Below are 24,156 nucleotides of genomic sequence, written 5' to 3' on the forward strand. Positions count from 1 at the left end.
CGTAACCGTGAATACAGCAAGCAACGACGACATCGCGATCGTCGGCATCGGAGTGCGCTTTCCCGACGCCTCGAACGTCGGCGAATTCCGCGCGAATCTCGCCGACGGCCGGGACTCGATCGGGCCGATGCCGGACGCGCGTGCGGCGGCGACCGCATTGGACCGCACCGTCGGCTACCTTCCCATGGGTCATCTGGCCGATATCCACACCTTCGACTACGCCTTCTTCGAGCTGTCCAAACGCGAAGCGTCGCTGATGGATCCGCAACAGCGCATCGCGCTCGAACTGGCGCACCGGGCAATCGAGGACGCCGGATACGCGCCCGCCACCCTGCGCGAGGCCACCACCGCGGTGGTGTTCAGCGCACCGATGCCCACCTACCACGCCATGGCGGTCGATCCCGGCCCGCTCAGCATGCTGGGCAACCTGCCCTTCGGTGTCACGGCCCGCATCGCGCACCTGCTCGGACTGACCGGTCCGTGCTACGCGATCGACAGCGGTTGCAATGCCTCGCTCATCGCCGTCCACCACGCCTGTCGCGAGTTGCGTTGTGGTGACGCGGATTACGCGCTTGCGGGCGGAGTCAGCGTGCGCGCAGGCGGATCTCCGGAATGGACCGCGCAGACGATGACGGAGATCGCCTCGCCCAGCGGACAGTGCCGGGCGTTCGATGCCGACGCCGACGGCACGGTGCCCGGCGAGGGCGGCGCCGCCCTGTTGCTGACCACGCTCGGCCGTGCCCGCGTCGATCGCGCGCCCGTCTACGCCGTCATCCGGGGCAGTGCGGTGCTGCACAACGGGCACGCCTCCGCGACGATCAGTACTCCCAGCGCCGCCGCCCAGGCGCGAGTGATCGCGAAAGCCTGGGCGAATGCCGGTGCCGATCCGCGCGATGCCGGATACCTCGAGGCACATGGGTCCGCCACCCGGCTGGGCGACGCGGTCGAGCTCGAGGGCCTGCGCACCGTCTTCGCCGGACGGTCGCGGCCCCTGCCGATCGGATCGGTCAAGACCAATATCGGGCATCTCGATCACGCCGCAGGAGTCGCCGGGCTGGTCAAGGCCGCGCTGACGGTCGCCGAGGGCCGCCTGTATCCGTCGCTGCATTTCCGCCGTCCCACCGGCGATTTCGATCTGGCCGCGGCCGGGATCGACGTGCTCACCCGGCCGCGGCCGTGGTCCGCCGAGAACGGGCCGCGTCTGGCCGGAGTCAGCTCGTACAGCCTCGGCGGTGCGAACGCGCACTGTGTCGTGCAACAGGCGCCCGACGATAGGGTGGTCGAACGACCGCGAGAGCCGGGTCACCGGCTGGTCGGGATCTCGGCGCGGACCCCGGCGGCGCTCGCCGAGCTGTGCGGCGAGCTGGCGACCGAGTTGCGCGGCGGCGCAGTCGATCTCGCCGACGTCGCGTTCACGCTCGGTCGGGGCCGCACGCATTACGGCTATCGCGTCGCGGTATCGGCCACGGACACCGGCGATTTCGTCGATGAGCTCGTGCGGCGCGGTGCCGAGATCGATCCGGACGGCGCGCAGCCGGTCCCGCCGCGGGTGGCGCTGCTTCTCTCGCCCGGTGCGGCGCCCGCTGGGGTCGAGCCCGCCCGGCTGCCCGATCAGCTGCCCGCGACGGAAGTCGTCGCCGAAGTGCTCGCGGGCCAGATCGCGATACATGATCGGTTGCGCGCCTGCGGGATCGGTTTCGCCGCGATTCTGAGCGGGGGCGCGTCGAAGTTCGCGGCCCGGTACCTGCTCGGATCGTCGGCGCGCGTCGATCCCGACGAACTGGCCACCGCCGCGGCGGCGCCCGTCGTGGACAGGTCTCGATTGCTCGCCGCGGCGGACACGCTGTTGCGGGATGGGCCGGTCGTATTCGTGGATCCCAGCCCGGACGGCATGCTGGGCCGGTTGCTCGCCGAAGACCTGTCGGGCCGTCCCGATGCGGAGATCCTCTTCGGCACAGCCGATTCGGGCGGTCCGGTCGGTATTCTCGGCCGCCTCTACGAACGCGGGGTGAACCTCGACTGGTCGCGGGCAAATGCCGATGACGGCCGCAAGGTGCGGCTACCGGGACATCCGCTGCACGGCTCCCGCTGCTGGGTCGAGCTGCCAACGGCGGCGGCGACCGCCAGCGTCCCCGCTGCTGCGCGGTCCACCGCGGAACGACCGGAGAATGCGACGGAATGGCTGCGTATGGTGCTGCGCGAACTCCTGCACACGGAGACCGAAATCGGGCCGGACGACGACTATTTCGACCTCGGCGGTAATTCGATCATCGCTGTGCAACTCGTCGAGCGCGTCGCCGAGACCTACGGATTCCGGCCGAAACTGCTCGATGTCTACGAGCGGCCCAAGGTCGCCGACTTCGCCGAGTTGCTGCGTGCGGAGGCCGTCCCGGCGGTTGCCCAGCCGGGCCCGTCGCCGATCAGGCGGACCGACGAGCTGGTCATGTCGGCCGGGCAGGAGCGAATGTGGTTCCACCACCAGCTCGTTCCGGATACCACCCTCTACAACTACCCGGTGGTGAATGTGCTGCGGGGTGCGATCGATATCGCGGCCGTCAAGGGGACCTTCGAGGATTTCGCCGAGCGGCACGAACCGCTGCGCTACAACCTCGTCGAGATCGACGGACGGCCCGCGGTCCGGGTACGTCCGTCGCTCGGCGAATTCTTCCGTGTCGCCGATGTTTCCGACGCGGTCGACCCCGCCGCCGCCGCGCGCGAGTTGATTCGCCAGGCCGCCCTGACACCGTTCGACCTGGCCCGGGACCCGCTGGTCCGGGTGCTGCTGGTGACGCTGTCACCGGACGCACATGTGCTGCAGGTGACCTGCCATCACTGTGTCACCGACGGCGCCACCCCGGGCATCCTCGCCCGCGAGATCCCCGAGCTGTATGCCGCCCGGCAGGAGGGCAGGGCTGCCGCGCTCGAACCGCTGCCGATCCGCTACCGCGACTACGCGCGCTGGCATCGCGACCTGCTCGAGTCGGGCGCCATCGAGCACGAGCTCGAGTACTGGGTGCACCTGCTGCGCGATGCGCCGAAACTGCAGTTGCCCACCGATTTTCCACGGCCGCCGCGCAAGACATTCGTCGGCGATCTGGAGCCGTTCACGGTTTCGGCAGAGCTGCTGGAGCGCTCGCGCACGGTGGCGAAGCGGGCGTCGGTGTCGCTGTTCGTGGTCCTGCTGACCGGCCTGTACGTCCTGCTCGCGCGCCGCAGCGGGCAACGCGACATCGTGATCGGCACGCCGACCACCGGCCGCACCCGGCGCGAGCTCGAGGGGCTCATCGGCTTCTTCAACAGCACGGTCGCCCTGCGCACCAACCTGTCCGGTCCCGCGACGGTGGCCGATCTGCTCGAGCGGGTGCGCGCAATCGTGCTGGGAGCGCTCGAGAATCAGGAGATCCCCTTCGAACGGGTCGTCAACGCACTCGACGACCAACGCGATCTGTCCCGCACCCCGATCTTCGACGTCCTCTACGTCCATCAGGAACTTCCCGGTACGGGCAATCCCCTCGGCGACGGCGAGACGGAATTCTTCGACCTGGAGCATTCGATACACAACGCGTTCGGCGGATTGCCCGCAGGCACGGCGAAATTCGACCTCAGTCTGATCACCTACGATCGCAGCGACGGCCAGGACATGCTGGCCTGTTTCGAGTACAGCACCGAGCTGTTCACCCAGCGCACCGCCGCGGGTTTCGCCGCGGCCTATCTCGAAATCCTCGCGGAGCTGGTGGGATCGGCCCCTGACCGTCCGATCGACGAGCTCGTGACCACCGCGACGGCGCCGGAACCGGCGGCGGCACTGGAGATCCCGACGGACCGACCGCGCGGCACCGGCGCGATGCGGTACACCACCGCGGCGGTTCGTGAGCGGCTGGACATCGTGCCCGGCGATGTGGAGCTGCTCGGCGCGTGGATTGCGCTGCTGGCCTGGTATTCGGGTTCCGACGAGGTCGAGGTGGGACTCGCGACCGGGGCGGCCCGCATCGACCTCGCCGACGAACCGACCGGGGCCGAACTGCTCGCGCGGGTCGCGGCGGCATTGGCAACACCGACGGCGACTACCGGCGATGGGGCGATCCGTTACCGCGCCGCTCGCCCGGATACGGCGGAGCTCACGCTCGACCTGGTGCGGACCGAAGACTGCAACCGCATCGAATTGGCTTATGCCACAGAACTATTCGATGAATCCACGGTGCGAGACATGCTCGGAGATCTCGTCCGGCTGCTGCGCGCCCTACCGGAGACGCCGCACGATCCGGTGCCGGATATCACGCTGCGGAGTATCGCGGGAACGGAGGTAGCCCGATGAACGGCGTTGTCGCGGTGATCGGGGCGGGCACCATGGGTAGCGGTATCGCGCAGTGCCTCGCGCAGGCGGGATATCAGGTCGAGGTCGTCGAACCCGATCGGAGCGTCACCGAGCGGGCGCGACGCGGCCTCGACGAATCGGTGCGTTTGGCGCTGCTGCTGGGGCGTGGTGATCGCCGGACCGCGCCCGACATCGGCCAGCGGGTGCGGTGGGTGGAGCGGATCGACGAGCTGAGCGCCGTCGGCTTCGTCATCGAGTGCGCGAGCGAGCGGATCACGCTGAAGGAGCAGCTGTTCGGCGAACTGGACCGGCACTGCCGCGCGGACGCCGTGCTCGCGTCGTGTACGTCCGCCATCCCGATCGCCCGATTGGCTGCCGCGACCGAACGACCGGATCGGGTGCTGGGTCTGCACTTCATGAACCCGGCGCCGTTGACCACCGCGGTCGAGGTCGTGCGTGGCGCACAGACCGCGCCGCACACTCTGGCGCGGGCGACCGACCTGATCGCCGCGCTGGGCAAGGAGGCGATCGTCGTCGGCGACCGTCCCGGTTTCGTACTGAACCGCGTACTCATGCTGAGCATCGCGGAGGCCGCGGCAACGCTGGATACGGGAACGGATGCCGCGACGGTGGACGCCTTGTTCGAGCAGTGCCTCGGGCATCGGATGGGACCGCTGCGCACCGCCGACCTGATCGGGCTGGACAACGTGGCCGACACCATCGAGGTGCTGCGACGTGAGACCGGCGAGTCCCACTACCGCGTGCCGCCCGCACTCGCGGCACTCGTCGACGCCGGACACTTCGGGCGCAAGACCGGACGGGGGTTCCATGACTATCGCTGAGACGATGCACACGTGGGCACCGAGCGACGCGCAGCGCGCGGTGCTCGCGGCCGGTGATCGCTGTGTCGACCTGTATCTCGAGCTGAGCGGCCCGGTGGACACGCGGGCATTGCGAGTGGCCGTCGATACCGTCATCGGGGAATGTCACCTGCTGCACAGCGTGTTTCGCGGCGACGATACCGGCGCCGTGCGGGTCGATGAGACCATGCCGGTACCGACCGAGGTGATCGATGCCGTCGGCGGGGATCCGGACCGGATCGTGTCGTCCTGGATCGCCGAAGAACGGTCGCGCGCACTGGATATCGCCCAGGGACCGCTGTACCGGCAGGTGCTCTTCCGGCTCGCGGACGACCGGCTCGGCTGGTTCCAGCGTTACCACCGCCTGATCAACGACGAACCGGGAATGCTCGCGATCGTCGCCAGGGTGCGCGAGGTTCTGGACGGGGTGCGCTCGGATCCGACGGCGGGCGCGCCATTCGGCCTTGTCGCGGACCGGCTCGAGAACGAACGCCGATATCGCGAGTCGGGCGCATGGGCCACCGATCGCGCCTACTGGGAGCGGTCGTTGGCCGCTGCGGCCCGGCCCCAACCGATCCCGGCGGGCAGTGGGCAGACTCCCGTGACTGCGGGACTGTGGAGCGAGGTGATGGCATCGACCGAGCTCACCAGGATCGCGCGAGCCTGCGGCGGTGGCGCTGCCGCCGTCGTGCTGGCCGCGCTGGCCGTCTACGGATCCCGGCTGGCCATGACACGCGAGTACGTGGTCGCGGTCGCCCAGGGTGAAAACATTGTGCCGCTGCGGATTTCGGTACCGCAGCACGCGAGCTTCGACACGATCGCCAAACAGGTGGGGCTGGAACTGCGCCGGTCGCGGCGACACCGGTACATCCCCGACATCGATGAGCCCTGGTCCGAATCGCCGGTGCACGGGCATTGGCCGCTCTCGGTGCGCATGCTCGGCGGCGCGGCACTGGACCGGCTGGGCGGAGCCGCGGTGACCGCCTCCTTCGGGCCGGGGGACGGGCTCACCGTGTGCGTGGACGACCGTGCCGCGGGTGGCTGGGGCATTGCCGTTGCCGCACAGGAGCATCGGGTGCACCGGGACCGGATCGTCCGGTTGCTGGATCGGCTCGCCCACGCGCCGGGCACGCCGATCGGCCGCATCGGTCTCACCGGGCCCGATGACATCGAATACCTCGCGGGTCCCACTGCGGAAGTCCCGCCGGTGACACTGGCAGCCCTGCTCGCGGCCCAGGCTGCCCGCTCGCCGGATGCCGTCGCGCTCGTCGCCACCGGACGCCGCATGTCGTACACGGAGCTGCACGATGCGTCGAATCGATTGGCGCGCAGGCTGATTCGCCTCGGGGTGGGACCGGAGCAGATGGTGGGAGTGGCGATCGGGCCCTCGACAGAGCAGATCGTGGCGGTACACGCGGTACTGGCGACCGGTGGTGCCTACCTGCCGCTGGACCCCGACCACCCGCGCAATCGGCACACCTACCTACTCGATATCACGCAGCCGGTGTGCGTGCTGACGACCCGGCGCGACGGATTCGACGCGCCCCCGGACACCCGGGTGCTGCACCTCGACGAACTCGACCTGTCGGGCGAATCGCCAGTCACGGTGACCGACGCCGACCGGATCGCCCCGATCCGCCCGGAAAACCTTGCGTACGTGCTGTTCACATCGGGGTCGACCGGACGGCCGAAGGGCGTCGGCGTCACGCACTCCGCCCTCTGCACACACCTCGGCTGGATGCAGCACACGCACGGACTCGACGACACCGATGTCGTGCTGCGCAAGACCGCGCTGTCGTTCGACGTATCCGCATGGGAGGTGCTGTGGCCCTTCACCGTCGGCGCGCGAGTCGTCGTCGACGACTCCGGCGCGTACCGGGATCCGGTCGAGCTCGTGCGTCTGATCGCCGAGAATGCCGTCAGCACAGTGCAATTCACGCCGTCTACGCTCGCGGCACACCGGCGGGCGGTAGCCGAACCGCTAGCGGCGAGTGTGCGCCGCGTACTCGTCGCGGGTGAGGCGATGACGCCCGGCCTCGCCGCGCACCTGCCCGCCGTCGCGCCGGGCGCCCGATACGACAACCTCTACGGTCCGACCGAGGCAACCGTCGCAGTCACTCGGCACGAGGTCGGCGCCGACGACATCGACGCGGTCCCGATCGGCGCGCCGTCCTGGGATACGCGTGCGTATGTACTGGACGCCTGCCTGCGGCCGGTCCCGGAAGGCGCACCCGGCGAGCTCTATCTCGGCGGCACCGCGCTCGCTCGCGGCTACATCGCACGTGCCGGGCACACCGCAACGCGGTTCGTCGCGGACCCGTTCGGTAGTCCGGGGCGGCGGCTGTACCGCACCGGCGATATCGTGCGCGGCACCGGGTCAGGGGAGCTGGAGTTCCTCGGCCGCCGTGATTTCCAGGTGAAGCTGGGCGGTATCCGGATCGAACTCGGCGAGATCGAGGCGGTCCTCGCCGGGCAGGATTCCGTCGCACAGGCGGTCGCGGCCGTCCACCACGGGGCGGCGGGCGATCGACTGGTCGCCTACGTCACGGCCGCGGCCGGGCACCATATCGACCCGGCGGTCGTGCAACAGCGGCTGAGCGAGGTACTTCCGCGACACCTGGTGCCCGCGTCGATCATCGTGCTCACCGAGCTACCCATGAACCGCTCCGGCAAGGTAGATCGAAAAGCGCTGCCTGCGCCCGTATTCGAGCCGACGCCGTTTCGTGCGCCGGGCACCGATGCGGAACGCGAACTCGCCGCCGTGTTCGCCGAGGTGCTGGGGCGCGACGGCATCGGCGTCGACGAGTCCTTCTTCGCGCTCGGGGGCGACAGCATCATGTCGATCCTGCTGGTGTCCCGCGCACGGGCGCGCGGCGTCGCGGTGACGGCGCAGCAGGTGTACGAGCACCGCACCGTCGCACGCCTGGCGGCCATCGCCGAGGCCGCCGGCGCGGGTGAAACACCGCGGCTCGACGAGCTGCCGGGCGGTGGCGTCGGGGAGCTGCCCCTCACGCCGGTGATTCGCTTTCTGGTCGAGCGCGGCGGCAACTTCGACCGCTTCTGCCAGTCGATCACGGTTGATCTGCCCGACGGAATCGAGCGCGGCGCATTGGTTTCCACCATTTCCGCCGTCGTCGATCACCACGACATGCTGCGGTCGAGGCTCTACCGCGATGCCACGGGCGAGTGGCATCTGACTGTCGCACCACCCGGCAGCGTGGACGTCGACTCGTTGATCGACCATGTCGTGCACGACGCGGATCTCGACGGCGCCGAGCTCGCGGCGCTGGCCACCGCCGAGTTGAATGCCGCGGTCGACCGGATCGACCCGGCGACCGGCGCGGTCCTGCGGTTCGTCTGGCTCACCCCGGAGCCGCGCAGATCACCCGGCCTGCTGATCATCGCCGCGCACCACATTGCCGTCGACGGCGTCTCGTGGCGAATCCTGCTGCCCGACTTCGTCTCCGCGTGGGCGGCCGTCTCGGCCGGAACCACACCCGCGCTGCCCGGCGTCGGAACATCCATGCGGGCGTGGGCGCACGCGCTGGTCGACGCCGCGCGACACCAGGACCGGGTCGCGGAGCTGCCGGTCTGGCGCGAGATCGTCGATGGGCCGGATCCCTCGTTCGGTGACCGGCCGTTCGACCCGCACCGGGATTTCGCCGCGGACGTGGCGCACACCCCGATCGAACTCGACGAGCGTGACACTGCCGCGCTCATCACCGCGATACCCGGCCGCTACCGCGCTCGGGTGGCGGATGCGCTGTTGACGGCGCTCGCGCTCGCCGTCATCCGATGGCGGTCGCGGCGCGGCGAAAGTGAGCGGTCGGTGCTGCTGCGGCTCGAAGGCCACGGACGCGAGCAGGACGCGGTGGCGGGGGCGGACCTGTCCCGCACCACCGGCTGGTTCACTTCTATCGTCCCTGCGCGACTCGATCTGACCGGGGTGGATATCGACGACGCGTTCACCGGCGGCCCCGCCATGGGCGCCGCCCTCAAGGCCGTCAAGGAACAGCTGCGGTCCACACCCCACAATGGTTTCGGGTACGGCCTGCTCAGATATCTGAACGAGGAGACGGCGGCGGCGCTGCCGCGCGAGGAGCCGGGGGAGATCTCGTTCAACTACTTCGGACACATCACCGGTATCGACCTCCCGGCGGAACTGTCCGGAATCGGCTGGCTGCCCGCACCCGAGTACGCCATGCTGCCGATCCGGCCCGATGCGCGGCGCGGCGCGCTCGGCGCCATCGAAGTGGATTCCATCGTCCTCGGCAACCGGCTCAGGACCAGCGTCGGCTACGCGCGCACGCTGTTCACCGACGCGGCGGGCGGGGAGCTGATTCGACTGTGGCGCGACGCGCTGGCCGCCGTCGCCCGGCACGCGCGGGATCCACGCACGCGCGGCGGGTACACCCCGTCCGACTTCCCGCTGGTCACCCTCACCCAGAGTGATATCGAGACGTGGGAGCAGCGATATCCCGCGCTGACCGAGGTGTGGCCGGTCTCGCCGCTGCAGGCCGGAATGATGTTCCATGCCATGTTCGATCCCGGCGCGGTGGACGTCTACACGGTGCAGCTGGTGCTGACCCTGGACGGCACGGTCGATGCGGTCCGGCTGCGGTCGGCCGCGGCGGCCGTGCTGGAGCGGCACCCGAACCTGCGCGCCGCCTTCGTCGTCGACCGGGACGGGACTCCCGTCCAGCTCGTCACCGGAGAGGCGGCACTGCCGTGGCGCGAAGTCGACCTGGCCGAGGCATCGGCCGGGACGCTCGATCGCGTACTCGACACCGAACGCGCGACGCCGTTCGATCTCGAACGGCCGCCGCTGCTGCGCTTCCTGCTGGCCCGCGTCGGCGCGGGCCGCACCCAGCTGGTCGTCACCTATCACCACCTGCTGCTCGACGGCTGGTCCATACCGCTGCTGCTCGGCGAGATCGTCGCGGGATATGCCGGTGTCACCGGCGAACCGCCGCGCCCCTATCGCCGGTACGTGGAATGGCTTGCCCGACAGGACAAGTCGGTATCCCGGCAGGTATGGGCGCAGGCGCTGTCCGATGTGCCCGAGCCGACGCTGCTGGCGGGCGAAGCGCCCGTGCGCGCACCGGCGACATTGCCCCTGGAGCACGAGATCACGCTGGACGAGACACGGACACAACGGCTTTCCCGCCTCGCGACCGAGCTCGAGGTGACAGTGAACACCGTCGTGCAGGCCGCGTGGGCAATCTTGCTGGCGCGCATGACCGATCAGGTGGATGTGGTTTTCGGCACCACCGTATCGGGTCGCCCCGCCCACCTAGCGGGCGTCGAATCCATGGTCGGGTTGTTCATCAATACCGTGCCGGTCCGGGTTCGGCTGGCTCCGGACGAAACCGTGCGATCGCTGCTGCGCCGGGTGCAGCGCGAACAGTTCGAGCTGGCGGCGCATCACCATGTGGGGCTTCCCGACATCGTTTCGCAGGGCGACGTCGATGAGCGCGGCCTGTTCGACACGCTATTGGTGGTCGAGTCTTATCCGTTCGATGCGGCGCGGTTGCGTGCGGACGCCGCCACGAGCGCCGACATGACCATCACCGGATTGCGGTCCCGGGAGGCAACCCATTACGCGCTGACGCTGACCGTGCGGCAGCGCGACCGACTGCACATCCTGGCGGGCTGGCGTCCGGACCTGCTCGACGAGGCGACCGTGGCCCGGCTGGGCGAGCGCCTGGTGCGGGTGCTGCTGGCGATCGCCGAGAATCCGGATATCACAGTGGCCGGTATCGACCCGCTCGGTGCGGCGGAACGAAATCTGGTGCTGGAGCGCTGGCAGCGGCCCGGAGAGGTGCCCGACGCCACCCTCGTCGACCTCTTCCGGGCGCAGGCGGCCGCGCGACCCGATGGCGTCGCCGTGCGGCACGGGTCCCGCGCACTGACCTACCGTGAGCTCGACCATGCCTCCGCCGAGCTGTCGCGTGCCCTCACGGCCCGTGGGGTCGGGCCCGAATCGCTGGTCGCCGTGGCCGTTTCGCGTTCGGTCGAGTTGATCGTGGCGATGCTCGGTGTGTTGCGGTCCGGGGCTGGCTATATTCCGCTCGACCTCGACAATCCCGTGCGGCGCATGGAATTCGTGCTCGCCGAGACCGATCCGGACTGCATGGTCACGACGGCGGCCGACCGCGCAGCGCTGCCCACGAATGACCTGCCGTGCCTTGTCCTCGACGGTGCGGATGGTCTGGTGCCGTCCGATATCGCGCCCGCGGCACCGAACCCGGACAACGTCGCCTATGTGCTGTACACCTCCGGTTCGACGGGGTGGCCGAAGGGCGTGTGCGTGACGCACCGCAATGTCGTCGCGATGCTCGCCGCCACCCGCTCGCTACTGGACGTCGACCACAACGACGTATGGACGATGTTCCACTCCCACGCCTTCGACTTCTCGGTATGGGAGATGTGGGGTGCGCTCGCGACCGGCGGCACGCTCGTCATCGTGGACTCCGCCCTGACGCGATCTCCCGCCGAGTTCGGTGAACTGCTTGCGCGAGAACGGATTACGGTGCTCAGCCAGACACCATCGGCGTTCTACACGCTGCTCGACAACGACAGTGCTGCCACCGGACCCACGCTGCGGCACATCGTGCTCGGCGGCGAGGCCCTCGATCTGCGCAGGCTGCGTGCGTGGTACGACGCCCGCCCGGCCACGGGGACGCGGATCTCGAATCTGTACGGCATCACCGAGGCGACGGTGCATGCCACACACCTGGCGCTGGATCACGAACGCGTCGGGTCGGCGCGGGCCAGTGTCATCGGTCGCGGCCTACCGGGAACGACCGTCCGCGTGCTGGATTCGCGGCTGCGCCCGGCACCGGTCGGCGCGGCGGGCGAGCTCTACCTCGCCGGGCACCAGATCGCCCGCGGCTATCACGCGCGCCCGGCGACGACCGCGGACCGCTATGTGGCCGACCCGTTCGCAGCGCCCGGCACCCGCATGTATCGCACCGGCGACCTGGCGCGCTGGAACGCCGACGGGCACCTCGAATACCTCGGGCGCGGGGACGAACAGGTGAAGATCCGCGGCTACCGGATCGAACCGGCCGAGATCGAGGCCGCACTGCTCGAACACGAATCGGTGGCGCAGGCCGCCGTCGTGGCCCGCGCCGATGGGACGCAGCTGGTCGCGTACGCGGTTCCCGCGGCGGATGCGATACTCGACTCTGCGGCACTGGAAACGCATGTCGCGCAGCGGGTTCCGATGTATATGCGGCCCGCCGCCATCGTCGCGATCGATACGTTGCCGCTGACCTCCAACGGCAAACTGGACCGTGCGGCGCTGCCCGATCCGGTCTTCCGGCCGCGCTCGGCGCAGGCGCCACGCACCGCCGCCGAACGGGCGATAGCCGAGGTGTTCGCCGAGGTGCTCGGCGTCGACCAGGCGGGTGTGGACGACTCCTTCTTCGCCCTCGGCGGAGACAGCATCACCTCGATTCAGCTCGCCTCTCGGGCGCGGGCCAAGGGCCTGCACGTCACGCCGAGGGACGTCTTCGAGCACCGCACGGTGGCCGGAATCGCCATAGCGGCACGGACCGTGGATTCCGGCGCGGAGGTGCCGCGTCTGCCGGAACTGCCCGGCGGTGGTGTCGGCGAACTGCCGCTCACCCCCGTCGTGCGCTGGTTGACCGAACGTGGCGGCACCTTCCGTCGCGTCAACCAGACCCTCATCCTCGAGTTGCCCCTCGGGATCGACCGCGACGCCGTGACATCCGCCGTTGTGGCGGTCGTCGACCAGCACGACATGCTGCGCAGCAGGCTGTTCCGCGACGGTGCGGGCGAGTGGCGGCTGGAGATCTCGCCGCCGGGAACCGTCGATCCGGCGGAGTTGTTGCGCCGGTGCGAAATCGATGACGCGGACACCCTGCAGGCGGTCGCCGCCGCGGAGGTCGACGCCGCACTGGACCGCCTCGACCCGGCGACCGGCGTCGTGGTGCAGTTCGTCTGGCTCGAGCCGGTGCGCACGGGCGTGCCCGGCCGACTGATCATGTGCGCACACCACATCGCCGTGGATGGTGTGTCATGGCGAATCCTCATTCCCGACCTGCTCGCGGCCATGCAGCCGGGCGCGAAAGGGATACCGCCGCAACTGGATCCGCCCGGCACCTCCATGCGCCGGTGGTCGTACGCCCTGGTCGACGCGGCATGTGATCCGAGTCGGATCGCCGAACTCGGTATGTGGCGGCGCATCTGCGCGACGCCGGATCCGCTGCTCGGGTCCCGGCCGTTGGACCCCGGTATCGATATCGCATCGCGCATCGCGACGGTGGATGTCACTGTGGACGAGACGGTCACCGAGGCGCTCGTGCGGACCGTACCCGGCCTGTTCCACGCCGGAGTCGACGAGATCCTGATATCCGCGCTGGTCATCGCTCTCACGGTATGGCGGGCACGGCGCGGCGAGAACGCACCGGTGGCGCTGCTGCGGCTGGAGGGCCACGGCCGCGAAGAGCAGATCGCGCCCGGCGCGGACCTGTCCCGCACAGTGGGGTGGTGCACATCGCTCTACCCGGTCCGGCTGGACCTCACCGATATCGACACCGCGGAAGCACTGGCCGGTACCGACGCGGCCGGGGCGGCGATCAAGGCGGTCAAGGAACAGTTGCGCGCCATCCCCGATCGCGGGATCGGCTACGGACTGCTGCGCTACTTGAACCCCGACACCGCCGAACTGCTGCCGGGACCGATGCCCGGACAGATCGGCTTCAACTACCTCGGACGCGTCGACGACCGCGGTGCCGGAGTCCGCACGACGCAGGCCGATCCGGACCCCGACCTGCCCGCGCCCGCCGCGATCGATATCAACGCGATCGTGACCGGCTCCCGCCTCCGTGCCGCATTCGCCTATCCCGAAACACTTCTCGAAGCCGCCGAGGTGTCGGAGCTGGCCGATCTGTGGGTGAACGCGCTCGTCGCGATCACCGCCCACGCCCGGACCGCGCATGCGGGCGGGCACACTCCCTCGGACTTCCCACTGGTCCGGGTGAGCGGGGCCGACATCGCCCGGTGGGAGCGCGCCTACGGACGGCTCACCGATGTGTGGCCCCTCGCGCCGCTGCAACCGGGGCTGTATCTGCACGCCATGCTCGCCGAGCCGCTACCGTCCGGTCGCACCGCGGTCGACGTCTACAACGTGCAGGCGGTACTCCGTATCGACGGAGCGGTCGACGGCGATCGGCTGCACCAGGCCGCGCGGGAAATACTGCGGCGGTATCCGAATCTGCGCGCGGCATTCGTGGCCGACAGCACCGGCACATCCCGGCAGGTGGTGCCGGAGACCGTCCAATTACCGTGGCGCGAAGTGGATCTGCGCGCCGATGGTGAACTGTCCGAACTCCTCGCCCGAGACCGCGCCCACTGGTTCGACCCGGCCAGACCGCCGCTGATGAAATTCACTCTCGCCCGCGTCGGGGTCTCGGCATACGTATTGATCGCGACATACCACCACATTCTGCTCGACGGCTGGTCGGTGCCCCTGGTGCTGCGAGATCTCATGGCGCTCTACGCCTCCGACGATCCGCTGCCGCTGCCTGGAGGATCGTTCCGCGCCTATCTCGCGTGGAACCACGACCGCGACGCGACCGCGTCCGCGGCGGCATGGCGGCGGGCGCTGGACGGTGTGCCCGTGCCGTCACTGGTCGCCCCGGCCACCCGCAACCGGGAAATCACCGCCGCCACAGCGGAATACCGCTGGGCGCTCGACCCGGATGCCACCGCTGCACTCGGTGCGACCGCGATGGAACTCGGAATCACGGTCAATACGGTGCTCCAGGTCGCCTGGGCAATCCTGCTGGGGCGCAGGCTCGGCCGCGCGGATGTGGTGTTCGGCGCGATCGTTTCGGGCCGTCCGGCCGCGCTGCCCGGCGTCGAATCGATTGTCGGACTGTGTATCAACACGGTGCCGTTGCGGGTGCGCATCGCCGCGGACATGCCCGCGGCGGCGCTCATGGGTGCCGTACAGGCCGAGCAGGCGGAGCTGATCGAGCACCACCACCTCGGCCTGACCGAGATCCACGCCGCCGCCGGACTGCGGGACACACTGTTCGACACGGCTCTGGCGTACGAGTCCTATCCGGTCGATACCGAGCAGCTCGCCGCGGTGGCCGCCGCGGTCGGCGGCGTTACCGGCACCGGCGTCGAACTGCACGACGCCACGCACTATCCGCTGACGCTCACCATCGATCCAGGCACCTCGCTGACCATCCGATTCGGTTACCTGCGTGACCTTTTCGACGAAACACAGGTGGCCGCGCTCGGCATCGAACTGCGGAACCTGCTCGCCGCGTTCGTGCGAGACCCGCATGCCGCCATCGAGGAGCTGCGATGACGTCGAGCCTGCCGCTGACGAGAGCTCAGCAACATGTATGGGTCGCCCAGCAATTCGACGACACCGGGCGACGGTTCGTGATCGGCGGGTACGTGCACATCCACGGCACGGTCGACGAGGTGGCGTTCGAGCGCGCGCTGCGCATCGTCGTCGCCGGAGCCGAGACGATGCGGGTGCGGTTCGGCACCGATGCCGAGGGCGAGGTCGTCCAGATCCTCGCGGACGTGGCTGACTGGCCCCTGCACCGCAATAGTTTTCGCGACGCGGCCGACCCGCACGGCGAGGCGGTGCGTTACATGTACGCGGCGCTCGACCGGCCCTTCGACCTGTCCCGTGCCCCGCTGTTCGAACACCATTTGATCGATCTCGGCGCCGAGGGCACCGCGTGGTTCGTCAAATCGCATCACGCGGTTCTCGACGGCGCCGCCTCGGCCGCCATGGTCAAACGGGTCGCCGACGCCTACACCGCGCTCGTCGCCGGTCGGACGGTGCTGGAATCGGTGTTCGACCGAGTGGAAGCCCTCGTGGCCGAGGATCTTCGCTACCGCGCCTCCGCCCGGTTCGCCGACGATCGGCGGTTCTGGGCGCAACGGCTCGCGACCCCGGGACCGGACGATGCGCCGCTGTTCGCCGGGATCCCGGCGGCGACCGACGGGCCCCGGTACATCAGGCACGTCGGGGCCCTCGATGCACCGGCGTGGCATGCTCTCCGGGCCCGTGCGGATACGTCGGGAACCGCGTGGCCCGCTTGGGTGTTCGCCGCGATCGCCATACTGCTGCATGCGGATTCGGGTGCGCGCATGGTCACGCTCGGCCTCGCCGTGCCCGCGAAACGCTCCCGCACCGCGCTCGGGGTCACCGCGAATATCGTCCCGCTGCGCATACCGGTCGACCCGTCCGCTTCCGTCGGCGAACTCGTCGCAGCGGTGCGTGCCGAATCCCTGATCATCCTGCGCCACCAGCGCTACCAGCAGGCCGACATGCTCGCCGACCTCAGGGCGGGCGGTGTGGGGGGCGGTGTCGGCGGCCCCACGATCAATGTGTTGCCCATGCAGAAGGACCTGCGCTTCGGCACCGAAACCGCTACCCTGCGCCATCTATCGGCCGGGCGCTCCGACGACCTGACGATCGGTGTGTACGACAACGGCGAGCCGGTCCTACCTCTCGTACTGGAATCCAGCACGCTCAGGTATTCCGAGCACGACCTGGCCGCGCACCACCGACGGCTAACCGAGACGATCGCCGCCATAGCCGCAGCCCCGGAAGATCTCCCGGTCGGCCGCCTGCGAACACCGGCGGACCAGGCCTTGGCAGTCCTGCTGCGCCCTGTTCCGCGAACGCTGCCGGACTCGGCGTTTCGTACGCCGCCGGAGCCGGAACTCCGATCCTTCCCAGAAGATCCAGCGCCACCCGCCCCCGCCGCGGAACTGCCGGAGACGCTTGTCGATTGGTTCGAGCAGACCGTCACCGCACGCGGCGACGCCACCGCCGTCGTCTGCGGCGCCGAGTCGCTCACCTATGCCGAATTGGACGGGCGCAGCCGTAAATTGGCCGAGCTCGTTGCCGGATACGGTGTGGGTGCAGGGGAATTCGTGGCTCTCGCGCTGCCACGATCCCTGGACCTCATTGTCGCCATGCTCGCTGTGCTGCGAGCAGGCGCCGCCTACATTCCTTTGGATCCCGGCTATCCGGACCAGCGGCTGCGGGCCATCGTCGCCGATGCGGTCCCCGCGCTGATCGTCACCGGAGGGGGAGTCGCCCTGCCGGATTCGGTCTCGACGGTACCCGTCCTGCGAATCGGGGACCGGCCACCGGTCACACCGGCCGAGCCCGCCGTCCGCCCGACCGCACTGCACCCTGCCTACGTCATCCACACCTCGGGCACGACCGATCGTCCCAAGGGTGTGGTGGTCACGCACGCGAACGTGGTACGACTGCTCGCCTCGGCACAATCGTGGTTCGGGTTCGGCGCCGACGACGTGTGGACTCTTTTCCACGCCACCGCATTCGACTTCTCGGTGTGGGAGATCTGGGGTGCCCTGTGCCACGGCGGCAAGCTCGTCGTCGTCGACGCCGAGGTGGCGCGCTCGCCGAGCGATTTCCTGGATCTGCTGGTGGCGCAACGGGTTACCGTGCTGAACCAGACGCCGTCCGCATTCGGGATGCTGGTCGACGCCCTGACCGATAGGCCCGCCGCGAGCGAGGAGCTGTCGCTGCGCTGCGTGATCTTCGGCGGCGAACCGGTGGAGCCGTGGCGGCTGGCCGCCTGGTGGTCGCGATGCGATCGGGCGCGGACGCGTCTGGTCAATATGTACGGAATCACCGAGACGACGGTGTTCAGTACCGGCACGTCCTTGCCGCCCAACCCGTCGGCGGGCGACATCGGCACACCGCTACCCGACCAGTCCGTGTACGTGCTCGACGCCACGCTGTGCCCGTGTCCGCCGGGCATCCCGGGCGAGCTCTACGTCGCAGGACCTGGCGTTGCCGCGGGATATCTGCGCCAGCCCGGCCGCACGGCGGCACGTTTCACCGCCGACCCGTACGGCCCGCCCGGCACCGTCATGTATCGCAGCGGCGATATGGCGCGCTGGACCGGCACCGGCACACTCGAATATCTCGGCCGGGCCGACCGGCAGGTGAAGGTGCGTGGCTTCCGGATCGAGCCCGGCGAGGTCGAGGCCGCCCTGTGCGAACAACCGGCCGTGCGTGCGGCGGCGGTCTTGACCGTCGAGTACCGACCCGGTGACCGCAGGCTCGTCGCCTTCGTCACGGGGGACCGGGTCGACGTCGACATCGCGCGCGCCGGGGTCGCCGAGTTGCTTCCCGCGCAAGCGATTCCATCCGCGATCATTGCCGTCGACACCATCCCGATGACACCCAACGGCAAGATCGACGAACGACGGCTGCGTGCCATCGCCACGAACGGCGCCGCACGCGCCGCCGGTGCACCACCGCGCACCGACATCGAGGCGCGGCTGCACGCGCTGTTCGTCGACGTGCTCGGACATGACGGCATCGGCATCGACGACGGCTTCTTCGCTTCCGGTGGGGACAGCATTCTGGCCGTCCGGCTGGCGGATCGCGTGCGGACGGCCGGGCTGGCCATGTCCCCGCGAGACGTATTCGAACACCAGACCGTACGCGCGCTCGCGCGCACAGTCGGCACTGCCCGGCCGACCGCCGCGCCTGCGGTCGCGAGCATCCCGGCCACAACCAGCGATGGCCGCCGGTTCCTGCCCGCGACGCCATTGCAGTCCGGGCTGCTGTTCCACTCCCTCTACGAAACCGACGGCGAGGATCCCTATCTCGTCCAGTGTGCACTCGGGCTGGATGGCGCGGTCGACGAAGATCGGCTGCGCACCGCCCTGAAATCCGTGCTCTCGCGGCACCCGCAGCTGATGGGATCCTTCGTCGCCGACGACAGTGCGCAGTTGCGGTACGAGATTCGCGACGACATCGGATTACCTTGGCGGGTAGTTGATCTCGTCGCGTCGACGGCCGACGAGCGACAGCGCGCCGTCGACCGGGTGTGCGCGGAGGACACCACGATCGATCCGCTCGCGGCGCCGCTGCTCACGGTCACCCTGATCCGCACCGAGGTGCGACGCTCCACTCTGGTGCTCACCCACCATCACGCGCTGCTCGACGGCTGGTCACTGGGAATCCTGTTGCGCGAGTTGCTGATCGGCTACCGCGGCATCGAGCTGCCGCCCGCGACACCGTTCCGCCGGTTTCTGGAATGGTCCGCCGCGCAGGACCGCGACAGTGCCCGCCGGGCTTGGGGGGAGGCGCTCGTCGGCGCCGAACCGAGCAAGGTGGCGCGGGCTGATCGGCAGCCGTGGCAGCGGCCGGAAGACCACACGTTCCGAATGCCGGACGCCATGGTCACCGCGCTGCGCGAGCGGGCCGCCGAACGCGGGTTGACGCTCAACTCGCTGATGCAGGCCATGTGGGCGATGGTGCTGTCGAACCTGACCGGCGGCGATGACGTCGTCTTCGGTATCACCGTATCCGGCCGTGCGGGCGCCGAGATGGAAGACGTCGTCGGGCTGCTCATGAACACCGTGCCCCTGCGAGTGCGCTTGGCTCCGGGGGAGTCTCCGCTCGACCTGGCCGCTCGGATCCAGACCGGGCGCGCGGAACTGATGGAGCACGACCATCTCGGTCTGCCCGACATCGCGTCCGCAGCGGGGGAGACCGACCTTTTCGACACCTCGCTAGTCTTCGAGAACTTCCCCGTCGACACCGATCTGCTCGACGACCCGGACGCGGGCTTCTCGGTCGAGTCCGTCGAAGTCCGTGGGGGAACACACTTTCCGCTGACGGTGGTCGTCGTCCCCGGCGGCGGCGAGTTGACCTTCCGGATCGGTGTGCAGCTCGCCCGCATCGACTGCCTCGCCGACGCGGACGACCTGTGGTCGCGGATCCTGGCCGCCTGCGAGGCGCTCGCCGAACGACAGCAGTCGCTGGTCGGGCGAGTCGCCCTGTTCGAGCCCGGGCGCCGGCTCGAGCTGCTGGCCGCCGGACGCGGGACGCGCACCGATATCGAAAACGCCAGCATCGCCGACTGTTTCGAGGCGGTCGTGCGACAGTGCCCGCAGCATGTCGCGATCTGGTCCGACGGCGTGGAGATCACCTACGCGGAATTGAACGCCCGTGCCAATCGTGTCGCCCGGTGGCTGCGGGGCCGCGGCGCCGGACCGGGGGTTCCGATCGGCATCGCGCTGCCGCGCTCGGTCGATCTCGTGGTCGCCTTTCTCGCCGTTTACAAACTGGGGTCGGTGTGCGTGCCGCTCAGCGACCGCTATCCGCCCGCACACGTGCGGCGGCTGCTGCGTTTTACCCGAACCGATTTGGTGCTGGACGATCTCGACGGCGCGACCGCGGCGACCGACGACGACAGTGACCTCGGCAGCTCCATCGCCGCCGACGCGGTCGCGACGCTCATGTTCACATCCGGGTCGACCGGGGCGCCGAAGGGCGTCGAGGTGACCCACCGCAATATCGTTGCGCGGGCACGCGATCGCGTCGGCCACGGCGACGGGCACGAACGCGTGCTGATGCACCTGCCGCACACGTGGGACATGGTCGTGTACGAGCTGTGGCTGCCGCTGCTGACCGGTCGCACCGTGGTGCTCGCGCGGCCAGGCGTGCTCGATGTCCATGACTACACGCAGGTGCTGCGCACGGGACGTGTCACGTCGATGCTGTTGTCGGCGGGCCTGTTTCACCTGCTGGCCGAGCAGGCTCCGGACGAGCTCGGCCGTCTGTCGGAACTCGCGGTGGCCGGGGACGTGCTGTCGCCGCGGGCCGCCGTGGCCGTGCGCCGTGGCGAGGAACCGCCTGGGGTGCGGAACCTGTACGGGCCGGTCGAGGCGACGAGCTTCGCGGTGACCTTCTCGATCCCCGACGACGCGTCTCCCGAACTGCCCGTCCCGATCGGCCGTCCGGCCGACAACACTCGTGTCACCGTGCTCGATTCGGCGCTACGGCCGGTGCCTCCCGGTGTATCCGGAGAGATCTATCTGTCCGGTACAGGACTCGCCAACGGCTATCACCGGGCCGCGGCCCGCACCGCGGAGCGGTTCGTGGCCGACCCGTACGGATCACCCGGTGCCCGCATGTACCGCACGGGTGACCTCGGCCGATGGGACGCGGCCGGATTGCTGCATTTCCTCGGCCGGGCCGACCGGCAGTTGAAGATCAATGGATTCCGGGTCGAACCCGGGGAGGTGGAAGCGGCGATTCGACGTGAGCCCGGCATTGCCGCGGCGATAGTCACGCTGCGGCGGGCCGGCAGCGGGCAGTCTCTGGTCGCGCACGTCGTCGGGCGCGACGGCGTCGACACCGCGGCACTGCGGACCCGGCTGGCCGCGAGCTTGCCCTCCTACCTGGTGCCGTCGGTGATTGTGCGGGTCGACGAACTGCCGTTGACCAGCACGGGCAAAGTCGATATCGGCGCGCTCCCCGCGCCGCCCGGCGCTGCTCCCGTTCCCGTCCGAACACCGCGTCAGCAGGTCATCGCGGCAGCCTTCGAGCAGGCCCTCGGCGGCCGGGATGTCGGAGTCACCGACGACTTCTTCGCACTCGGCGGCAACTCCCTGTCCGCGATTCGCGTTGTCGCCGCTGTCCGGTCCGCACTCGGCGTCGAGGTGTCGCTGCGCGATCTGTTCGAGTCACCGACGATTGCCGCACTGGAGCAGGTGCTCGATCGGCGCGGGCTGGGCACGGAGACTGCACGACCGGGCTTCGCGCATGTTCCACGCACCGACCCGGTCCCGCTCTCGCCCGCGCAGTCGCGTCTGTGGACGGTGAACTATCTCGGCGGGCAGCAACCCGACTACCTGATCGCGACCGCGCTCGACATCTATGGACCGCTCGACGCGGCGGCGGTTCAGGCGGCGAACGGCGATCTGATCGCCCGGCACGAAATCCTGCGCACAGTGCTGCCATATGCGGTGGACGGCCCGGTGCAGCGGATTCTGCCGATCGGGTCGGCGCAGCCCGATTTCCGCATCGTCGACGCCGAAGGTATCGACAGTGTCGAGCGGGCAATGGAATCCGAGATGCTGCGCGGGTTCGACCTGACGGCGCAGCAGCCGATGCGAACACGCCTGTACCGGTTGGGTCGCGAGCATCATGTCTTGTTCGGGGTGGTCCATCACATTGCTGGCGACGGTGAATCCATGGGCATTCTCCAGCGTGAATTCCTGACCGCCTACCAGGCGCGAGCTGCCGGGCACGTACCGCAATGGCCCGGTCCGGCAACGCAATTCGCGGACTACGCCGTGTGGTTGCGGGGGCTGCTCGGCCCGGATACCCACGTGCTCGAGCAGCAGACGCGGTACTGGCGCACCATGCTCGACGGCATGCCGGAACATCCGGTGCTCCCCGTCGACCGTCCGCGCGCCGATCGGCGGGCGAATACGGCGGCGGCGGTGCCCGTTCTCGTCGACGCCGACTCCCATCGCAGGTTCGCCCGGACTGCCCTCGACTACCGGGTAAGCACCTACATGCTGGTGCACACCGCACTCGCGGTAGCGCTGAACGCTCACGGCGCCAGCACCGATCTGCCCATCGGGGTGGCATTGAGCGGACGCGATTCGAAAGGGCTGCAGGATGTCGTCGGGTGCGTGGTCGACACCGCGGTGGTGCGCCTCGACCTGTCGGGTGCGCCCACTCATCGCGAACTCGTCCATCAGGTCCGCGAGCGCGTTCTCGGCGCGTACGAGAACAAGGAGTTTCCCTTCGATCGCCTTGTCGCGCTGGTGAACCCGCCACGCTCGCGGACCCATCATCCGCTGTTCCAGGTGATGGTGACCTATCTGCGCGGATTCGACATCGGCACGGCCCCGGATGGATTCGGGATCCGGCACCGGCCGGTGCCGGTGCGCCGAACCCCTTTCGAGCTACTGCTGAACCTGCGGGAGGAATACCACCCCGACGGACAATGCGCCGGAATCCGCGGCGAGATGGTCTACGCCGCCGAACTTTTGGATCAGTCAACGGTCGAGTCCATCGTCGCCGCGATGACCACCGCGCTGGAGGCGATGTGCGCCACCCCTGATGGCGGGGCTATCCCTCGAGAAAACGCAATAGCTCCGCGGTGACGAATTGCGGATTCTCCTCGACGAGCCAGTGCCCCGCGTGCGGCACGTCGACTGCCTGCACGATGTTCGTCATGCGCGCGGCCACTGTGGCGCGGACCGCGTCGAGTTGGCCCTGCGCGGTCATGAGCAGGGTGGGGACTGGCGTCGGTGCTGCTGCCACGGTGTCGTGGACATCCTTGTCGAGGGCGCGGTAGAGCTCGAAGCCGCCCGACAGGGCCTGGGGGCGGCTGTAAGTGCGTGCGTATTCGTTGATCTCGGCGTCGGTGAACGGGGACCCGTCCGAGGTGCCGCCGAATGCCGTGCCGCCGAACGAGACCTGGGGGTAGAACAGTGCCAGGTAATCGCGGACGTCGTCGCCGACGACCACCTCAGGGATCCGCCGCTGGGAGTGGAAGGCGATGTGCCAGCTCAGTGAGCGGTACGTGGACGCATCCATCGCGGGCCCTGGGAGCGGCAGGTCGAGATAGCCGAGGCGTGCGGTGTCGGCGGGGAATTGGCTCGCGTACTGGAATGCTACCGCGGCGCCGAAATCGTGCCCGACGACACGTGCGTCGCGCACTCCGAGCCGGTCCGCGATCAGGGTGTGCACATACCGTGCCAGAGTGGCTTTGTCGTAGCCGGTCGGTGCGCCGGTGCTGTCACCCAAGCCGGGAAGGTCGACGGCGTAGACGGTGTGGTGCTCGGCGAGTGCGGGCATGATCGGCCACCAGCCGTACCAGGTCTGCGGCCAGCCGTGGATCAGCACGACCGGCGTGCCGCTGCCGCCGGTCACGTAGTGCATACGGACGCCGTCGATGTCGGCGAACTCGTGTCGAAAGGTGTTCTCGAACTGTGGATTTCCCTGGGTGGCGACAGCGTAGGGGGCAACATTGGTGGAGGTCGGCGTGGCGCAGGCTGCGGTGCCGACCGTGATCAGCAGGGTGAGCGCGACGGTAGCGACCGCGCACGCGGTGCGGAGGTAGCGGTGCGTCAGCGGCCGGATTGCGGTGATCATGTGTTCCTGTCGTGGGAGAAGAA

The 24,156-nt window shown here is 69.3% G+C and carries 5 protein-coding genes; 4 read left to right on the top strand and 1 reads right to left on the bottom strand.

What is annotated here, in order from left to right; genetic code table 11:
- Nucleotides 1-7: 7 nt before the first annotated feature.
- From ACQPZ2_RS19605 to ACQPZ2_RS19620, 4 genes are read left to right on the top strand one after another with little or no spacing between them, the layout of a single operon-like run.
- On the top strand, nt 8-4,315 hold the full coding sequence (locus ACQPZ2_RS19605) for a condensation domain-containing protein (RefSeq protein WP_433526856.1): 4,308 nt from the start codon (nt 8-10) through the stop codon (nt 4,313-4,315).
- Nucleotides 4,312-5,157 carry a 3-hydroxyacyl-CoA dehydrogenase family protein gene (locus ACQPZ2_RS19610; protein ID WP_433526857.1) on the top strand — a complete coding sequence of 282 codons (846 nt, stop codon included), beginning with the start codon at nt 4,312-4,314 and terminating at the stop codon, nt 5,155-5,157. The genes ACQPZ2_RS19605 and ACQPZ2_RS19610 overlap by 4 nt, the downstream gene beginning before the upstream one ends.
- The gene (locus ACQPZ2_RS19615; RefSeq protein ID WP_433526858.1) at nt 5,144-15,526 is read left to right on the top strand and encodes an amino acid adenylation domain-containing protein; all 10,383 of its coding nucleotides are present in this window, start codon (nt 5,144-5,146) and stop codon (nt 15,524-15,526) included. Before ACQPZ2_RS19610 ends, ACQPZ2_RS19615 begins: the two co-directional genes overlap by 14 nt.
- A complete protein-coding gene (locus ACQPZ2_RS19620) occupies nt 15,523-23,139 on the top strand; it encodes an amino acid adenylation domain-containing protein (RefSeq protein ID WP_433526859.1) in 7,617 nt (2,538 codons plus the stop codon). The genes ACQPZ2_RS19615 and ACQPZ2_RS19620 overlap by 4 nt, the downstream gene beginning before the upstream one ends.
- Here the strand turns inward: ACQPZ2_RS19620 and ACQPZ2_RS19625 are convergent.
- A complete protein-coding gene (locus ACQPZ2_RS19625) occupies nt 23,105-24,133 on the bottom strand; it encodes an alpha/beta fold hydrolase (RefSeq protein WP_433526860.1) in 1,029 nt (342 codons plus the stop codon). The two genes, ACQPZ2_RS19620 and ACQPZ2_RS19625, sit on opposite strands and share 35 nt — an antisense overlap.
- Between the last annotated feature and the right edge of the window lie 23 nt (nt 24,134-24,156).

Source organism: Nocardia pseudovaccinii (assembly GCF_050942345.1).
Taxonomy (GTDB): domain Bacteria; phylum Actinomycetota; class Actinomycetes; order Mycobacteriales; family Mycobacteriaceae; genus Nocardia; species Nocardia pseudovaccinii.

Coding starts and splice junctions, on each gene's coding strand:
- ACQPZ2_RS19610 (WP_433526857.1), top strand. CDS start 4,312: ATGAACGGCGTTGTCGCGGTGATCGGGGCGGGCACCATGGGTAGCGGT.
- ACQPZ2_RS19615 (WP_433526858.1), top strand. CDS start 5,144: ATGACTATCGCTGAGACGATGCACACGTGGGCACCGAGCGACGCGCAG.
- ACQPZ2_RS19620 (WP_433526859.1), top strand. CDS start 15,523: ATGACGTCGAGCCTGCCGCTGACGAGAGCTCAGCAACATGTATGGGTC.
- ACQPZ2_RS19625 (WP_433526860.1), bottom strand. CDS start 24,133: ATGATCACCGCAATCCGGCCGCTGACGCACCGCTACCTCCGCACCGCG.